We start from the raw sequence: 6,155 nt of genomic DNA on the forward strand, positions 1-6,155 counted from the left end.
TCTAGGAGGTTTTTAAATGAATATTTTCCCTTTATATGAGTTCCCTCCTGATACAAAGGTATTAGAAAAAATCATATTTTATATAGAACAAACACAACCTATTTCTGTGCTTGAGTTAAAAAAATTTGTAGGTACCCTTTTAGGTAAACGTCCATCTAGAACTAATATAACTATTAAAGAATTAAGCAAACTGGGAATTATTGAAGGTGGTAAAGGTATTACATTAAGTTGGGAAACTCAATTGTATTTAGATTTAAAAAAACCATTATCTGATTTACTGATTTATTTGTCTTATAAAAAAATAGATTTATTTAGAATTTGTAAAGATATATGTAGAATAGATCCACAAAATACTTTGTCTAAACCCCAATTATTATTACATCTGTATGAACTTGGATATGAAGAAGGGAAATTATCAACTAACAGAGAAAAATTACATGGAATCACAAGATTCATTAATATATGTAAAGAGTCTACTGAGAATAATCCGTTTGAAGAATATGAGCACTATATGGACTATTTAAATATATTAGAAACAATATACTTAAGTCATACAAAAAATAAATATAATGTAAATGTAACTTTAGCTGAACTGAAGGAAAATATTAAAGAAAAAAACTGCTTTGAATATATGTTAAATAAATTATATTCGGATCCTTTACTGTCACCTAAAACGTCATTCTCATCTGTAAGCAATGCTTTCGCAATAAAAGGCTTTGTCAAACTTAATCATAGTAATTTCTATTACCTAAAAATTAAAGAATCTTTAGACCCGAGGAGGTAAATTGTAATGAAAGAATTTATAGAAAATCTTTTTAAAAATGAAAAACCATATGAAAAGAGATTAATAATTAAAGAAATTAATGGAATGAAAAATTCACAACCACCAGCTAATCCAACATTTATTGTTAATCAACAAGAAATAAAACAACGAATAACACAAAGGTTTTTAGATTGTTTAGATGGGCATGGATTTCAACAAATTATTTTAACAGCCAAATTCGGTGGGGGAAAGACGCACTTCTTAAATTGGTTAGAATCAAGAATAGGTGAAAATGAAAACTTTTATATGGTTAGCTTTCAAGTACAAGAGAGTAGTGTAGTAAAATATAGTTTTATAAAAATGATTGTAGCTAAATTATTTCAAAATTATTATGAGGATTTTAATGAAGCTCTAAAGCATTTAGTATTAGATTTTTCAGAGGAAACTATTGGCGAACAAGATGAAGTGATAGCAAAGTTATGTACTAAATACAGCATTTCAAATGATTTGGCAAAATTATTATTTGAAATTCAGCAAAACACAAAAAAGAAAAATGCAGCAATTAGAATTTTAGGAGCTTCTCATGGTCGAACAGAAATTATAAAATTAGGGATTAGAAATTTAGCAGACCGCGATTATATTAATGTTATTGAGTTCTTTCTTAAATACAAGACTAGAGAAGGTTTTCTGTTGATTTTATTAGATGAATTTGAACATTCATACTTAGCATTAACGCCAGCAGCAAGAAGAAATTTCTTTACTAGTTATAAAGCATATATTGATAAAGCGGTACAGTTTGATCCTGGTGAAGTCGTTCTATTAACGGCAGTAACAGAACAATCAGAAGGTTTATTACGGGAGAAAATGGATGGCGAAGAATCTGCTATTTGGACAAGAATCAAACATCATATTAATACGCTTAGTGAATTTAATCCAGCTAATCAAGAGGAATTCAGTGAATTATTCACAGAATTGGCTGAAAGGTATAATGTTGCATTTAGTTATAATATAAATATTAATAATGAATCTGAAATGAGAAAACGTTTTTTTGAAAGATTAGGAGGAGTAACCTCTCAATCTATGAGTTATAGAGAAGCCATTCAAAATATGCTTATGATTATGGATGATTTAAGGATGAATAAACAGACTTTAGGGGTTTCTATAGATGATAGATTGGAATTTGAACAATTTATTAAGAATTCAAAAAAGCAATGGGAAAGCGCTCATCACAATGCTAAGCCTGGTCTTTTAAAGAGTGGTTTTGAGGAGCTATTATTAGAATTTAATTTTGAGAGAGTGAATATAGATAATGAAATTGGCGCTACTTTATATGTAGAGAAAGAAAAAGAAAAAAGACTATTGTATATATCAACTGCTACGAATGGTAAAGCATTGTTGAATAATTTAAGTAAATGTATCAAATATAAGGATATTTTAAGTGAGAAAGAGAATTTGAAAACTATTTTTATTTATGAGAAAAAAATAGAGTCGGAATCTGTTATTCAAATGGGAAATCTAAATAGAGATATTTATATGTTACCTATCACTGAGATGGAATTATACACTTTACTATCCTATAAAAATGCAAAAGAGCATAATTTAACAGAGGAATTAATGATAAATTTAGATAGTGTTAAAAATAAGTTAGAAGTTTAGAGGAGTGGCAGTGATGGATAGAAAAACTCAGTGGCTTCAAATTAAACTTAGTTTTTTAGAAGATATTGAAATTCCACTCAATGAGTTAAAAAAAATTCTTAATAAAGTGGAGATAAGCTATAAGTATATCATCAAAAATATAATAATTTTAGATAGTACTAATAACATCTCAGAACAGACTAAACAGAAGCTCACGGAGGAAATTAACAAGTACCTTCCAGATACAGACGAAGGGTTAGTAGAATTAGAGGTTGAACAGGTAAGTGAAATTTTATTTGACTTAGAAATTAAGAACCCAATAATTGATGAAGATGAATTTGTATCATATTTGGCAAGGGTTTCAGATAGTGAAATAGCGGAATATGATAATGAAATTAATTTAATCAAGAAAGTTGATTATAATGAAGAAAATTATTCAAAAACACCTTTATTACATAATATTCGTTGCGAAAATATAGCTATTTTTACTTTGAAAACTTTAGATCTAGGAATTGCCTTTATTGGATACATGAAATTTAGAAAAACTCTAAAAGTGACAATTAAAGTTTTTAATTTTGATTTGTTGAAATATTTAACAGAAGAAATGAGCTCTTTATTTGATGAAATTGAATGGGAAGATAATATTAATTGGAAGTTATTGTTCGAAAGAGAGGTTTCTCAAGGTTATAGAGAACATAAGAAACATATCTGCCAAAATAATTTAATGAAGTCTTTCCTTACAATGAGTAAAGCTAATGATGACGATGGTAAAATACGGTTATTGTTGAAGTGTTTATTAGATAAAGGATATTTAAATGAAGAGAATTATGCTGAGATAGCCTCACTTAATGGTATTACGAGATTTTTGCAAAAGTATAATAGGATTTTAAAAAACAATCTTGGAGAACATAACCTATGGATTGATATTAATTTAGGGGTAGTATTTAAGGAAAGAGATAAATCAGATCCTGAGAGAATTCAAGAATTAAATACTATTGAAAGTATCTATGCCCCTCCTGAACATTTATTGCATTATGTTAGAGCATATTGGCATCAAGAGTATGTAGAATCTATATTTAAGAATGTAAAAGAAAAAATTAATAGTGCTGAAAACGGTATAGAAATAATTGAAATAGTAACTGACTACCAATTTGATCTTATTAGGACTGGGAAACCTATTAAAAGTTCTCGGGATATAGATTTATTGTTGAGGGTAAAAAACGTTCAGCAAAAATCTGAATACATTATAGCTGTAGAAGCAAAAAGAAATGCAGCAGAATTCTCAACAGTAAGAAAAGATATAACAGAAAAGATATCTACTAAATATGCAAATATTTTTTCGGGCTTTATAGCTGTTGCTTATTTTGACAAAGGAGAACAAGATATTGAAGAAAGTGTAGTGCAATGGGGCGAGGAAGAGGATTTAATTGAAAAATTATGCATTTTATGTTCTAGCACAGAAATCGACTTGCTAGAAACAAAAATAATTAGTGCAATAAATAGGATTTGTATATGAAAGATAAAAAATATATAGAAGAAACCGTAGATTTTTTGAAAAAAATAAATACTTTTAACTTAAAAAGTTTAGAGAATTTTTATTTATTATATTGTATTTCGTTTTGTTCCAAATACATAAAATTAAATGAATGGGAAAAATCAAGTACAGAAATTTGTTTTAAGCAATTAAAGGTTGAATCAATAAATTCTTTAAATAAAAGAGTATTTGAAAAAATAGATTTAGAAGATCCGAATTTATTTAAATATTATAAATGGTTAAAAAAAAATATCCCATCATATACTACTGAAGATATTCTTGGAAATATTTATATGAAACTTTCAATAAAAGAACATAGGAAAAAGATGGGGGAACATTATACAAAAAATACTTTAGTAGAATTTATTATTGATGAGGTTAAAACAGCTATTTCTAAAGAAAGTAAAATTATTGACCCGGCATGTGGGTCAGGGAATTTTCTTGTAAGAATCTTAAGTAATTTTTTAAGAGATGGTAATTACGAGGAAAATAATACCTTAATTAATAGGTTAGCAAGTAGTAATTTTCTTATAGGAGTTGATGTTCAAGAGATTCCCTGCTTAATTACTAAATTAAGATTTTTAATGGAAATAGTTTTCTATCAAAAAGAAATAAATCCCGATATTGCTTTGCCTGTTTATAGATTGGATAGTCTATTGACCGTAAATGAGTATTTAGAAGATAATCAATACGATTTAGTAATTACTAACCCTCCATTTTTAAGATATCAATTAATCGATGTAGAGATGCGTAAGCAATTAAAAAATAATTATTTTTCAGCTTCTGGGAGATTTGATTTATATACTCTTTTTATTGAAAAGAGTTTAAAACTTGCTAGACCAAAGGGAAAAGTTATTATATTATGTTCAGATAAATTTATGGAGGCTCAGTATGGGCTCAATATAAGGGAATTCATAGAAGAAAATGCGCATTTAACAACAGTATATAATTTAAGTTCCATATTTCCATTCAAAGCAGCTGTTTTATCGGCAATCTATTTTTTTGATAAATCACTTAAAATTAATGGGGATAACTTAACTCAGTGTTTCACTGTGAGTGAAAAATTGAACGTGATAAAAAAAGAATTTTTAGGTCAACTAATTTATGAAGACAAGTGGAGATATGGAAATTCAAGCAGAGAAGATATACTTGTTAAAATTCAAAGAAATTCAAATTTATTGTTAAATGATATGATTGATAAGATATCAATAGGTTTACAAACTACATTTGATAAAGCGTTTATAAAAGATATTGATAAGGAGTTTATTTCCGGTGATAATGTCGAAGTTGAATTTATTAAATTTCTTTTAAGAGGAAGAGATTTGGATAAATGGAGATATAAGTGGTCCAAATCTTATGTTTTATATCCATATCTAGATGAGAATGGACGTTCTGTAGTGATGTCACTTGATAAATCCCCAAAGGTTGAACAATATTTATTAAGGTATTATGAGGAGTTAAGTTCAAGAAGTTATTTTATAAATCATCCTAATAAAAAATGGTTTGAACATTGGAATCAACGTTCATTTAGTCTTTTTAAAGGTATAAAAATCTTAACTCCAGAAATTTCTTCATACAATAGTTTTTCATTAGATACAGAAGGATATTTTTATAATGGCACTATTTATGGAATAACTTTAAAAGATAGATATGATTTAAATGATTATAAATACCTTTTAGGAATATTAAATAGTAAACTGTTAAATTTCGTTCATAGAAATTTGAATTCTACACACTTACAATCTAATAAATATAGATATCAAGCCTCTACCATGAAGAAATACCCTATAGTTTTTCAAAAAAACTCCAAATTTTATAATGAGCTAGTTAGTATAGTAAATGATTTATTAAAATTTGATGATAATCAAATAGAATTAGAGAAAAATTTGAATGACCTTGTATACAAAATATATAAAGTTCATTCTAAAGATAGAAGTTTAATTGAAGAATTTTGTGATTGAATATAATTTATATGGTACATGGATAACACTGGATAAAATTTAAATCAAACTTTTTTATAAAAACTAAAATCAATCCAAACTCAAACTTACTCATTTTGATCAATCTTTTTTCAAAATGTGTGGGTTTTTTCTATTATGAAATTAACGTTTGCAGCATCCTTTTAATCGTAAGCCCGAAATATAAAAAAGCGCACCTTCTCGGTACGCACGACGAATGGCCCGCTATCTGGTTTTTTTTCAGATAGCTGGCTATTTTGAACAT

General features: G+C 27.3%; 4 protein-coding genes. All 4 read left to right on the plus strand.

Annotated features, from left to right (window positions below; translation table 11 throughout):
• The first annotated feature begins 16 nt into the window (after nt 1-16).
• Genes ACQKIM_RS22900 through ACQKIM_RS22915 form a run of 4 tightly spaced genes read left to right on the plus strand, consistent with a single transcriptional unit; the run spans nt 17 to nt 5,893 of the window.
• Nucleotides 17-784, plus strand: a complete 768-nt coding sequence (locus tag ACQKIM_RS22900; protein ID WP_427548415.1) for a hypothetical protein — start codon at nt 17-19, stop codon at nt 782-784.
• 6 nt (nt 785-790) lie between these two features.
• A complete protein-coding gene (locus ACQKIM_RS22905) occupies nt 791-2,419 on the plus strand; it encodes a hypothetical protein (protein WP_427548416.1) in 1,629 nt (542 codons plus the stop codon).
• 13 nt (nt 2,420-2,432) lie between these two features.
• On the plus strand, nt 2,433-3,914 hold the full coding sequence (locus ACQKIM_RS22910) for a hypothetical protein (RefSeq protein ID WP_427548418.1): 1,482 nt from the start codon (nt 2,433-2,435) through the stop codon (nt 3,912-3,914).
• Nucleotides 3,911-5,893 (plus strand): Eco57I restriction-modification methylase domain-containing protein, encoded by a 1,983-nt coding sequence (locus ACQKIM_RS22915; RefSeq protein ID WP_427548420.1) that lies wholly within the window; start codon nt 3,911-3,913, stop codon nt 5,891-5,893. The genes ACQKIM_RS22910 and ACQKIM_RS22915 overlap by 4 nt, the downstream gene beginning before the upstream one ends.
• Nucleotides 5,894-6,155: the final 262 nt, after the last annotated feature.

Origin of the sequence: Lysinibacillus sp. NPDC047702 (assembly GCF_050272555.1) — a bacterium.
Classification (GTDB): Bacteria; Bacillota; Bacilli; order Bacillales_A; family Planococcaceae; genus Lysinibacillus.